Source organism: Staphylococcus sp. GDY8P131P, assembly GCF_017891975.1.
GTDB lineage: Bacteria > Bacillota > Bacilli > Staphylococcales > Staphylococcaceae > Staphylococcus > Staphylococcus nepalensis.
In genome coordinates, this window is the sequence record NZ_JAESKF010000049.1 from 1 (window position 1) to 1,066 (window position 1,066).

At 33.7% G+C, this 1,066-nt stretch carries 2 protein-coding genes; both read left to right on the plus strand.

The features are described from left to right. The first annotated feature begins 484 nt into the window (after positions 1-484). The gene (locus KA894_RS14600; RefSeq protein ID WP_002503080.1) at positions 485-649 is read left to right on the plus strand and encodes a ribbon-helix-helix domain-containing protein; all 165 of its coding nucleotides are present in this window, start codon (positions 485-487) and stop codon (positions 647-649) included. A gap of 98 nt (positions 650-747) precedes the next feature. Beyond that, positions 748-1,066, plus strand: a 319-nt coding sequence (locus KA894_RS14605; RefSeq protein ID WP_245337225.1) for a replication protein, incomplete at its 3' end; no start/stop codon positions are given.

Consider the following 1,066-nt stretch of genomic DNA (forward strand, 5'->3'; position numbering starts at 1 on the left):
GTTAGCGAATGAAGTGGCTAGCAAATACAATGCTTGCCAAACCAAAAAATTACTTGTGATAGGAGAAAAACTTTTGACGAACAAAGAAATAATGATAGCCACTTCAGTGGCGATTGGTGCTGGTTTTAACTTGGATTAATTCCAAGTTAACAACCAATCCAAATCATTGATTTCGATATCGTGAAGTCAAAAGGAAATTCTATTACAAGTAATTTTTTGGTGGGGTTTGATTTTGAAATTTTAGCAATCACTTTTTTGATTGCTTGGTTTTGAATTTTTGTTTTGAGGAGAGACATTGGGGGGTACTACGACCCCCCCAATGGGTGCAATGTGCAATGTGAAAAAATCGACTTAAGCCTTGATATTATGGGGTTTTTGACAATTTTAGACACAAAACTTAACAAAAGTATTCATGAAAACTCTAGACTTTTATGGATAATATACTATATAATACAGAATAAGGATTTAAAAAGGAGGGGTTATAATGGCTCGAGAAAAAGTTGGAATAACATTAACACCTGTAACGATTGAAAGGCTGAAAGATATATCAGAAGAGATGGGATTGAGTAAATCTCAAGCGATATCTATGTTAATTAATAATTACTATATTGAAAAAGGTAAAAAGGGGGATAGAGACAGTGGAAAATAAAAAAAGAACCTAGCTCCCAAATAGCTAAGTTCTCTAAAATCTTTATTCAACACTGTTATTTTACCATGGCAAAATATATTAAAGCAAGAACGTGGGGAATGGTTGTATATCCACAATCTGCCCCTGAAAATTGGACAGAATTACTTGAAGAAACTTATTTACAATTCGCAATATCTCCTTTGCATGATAAAGATGTTAATCCTGATGGAGAAATTAAGAAAGAGCATTGGCATGTCATAGGAATTTGGGATGGACCTGTTACTCAAAATGCAGCATCAAAAATTGCTGAGAAGGTAAATGCACCACAACCAGTTAAACTTGAAAGTGTTCGTGGAGCGTATAGGTATTTCACGCATATGGATAATCCTGAAAAGTATCAGTATGATGAAAAAGATATAAAAATCTATAATGGCTTTG

Bases quoted from the DNA above. Each gene is read 5' to 3' on its own strand.
- KA894_RS14600 (WP_002503080.1), top strand. From the start codon at position 485: ATGGCTCGAGAAAAAGTTGGAATAACATTAACACCTGTAACGATTGAA.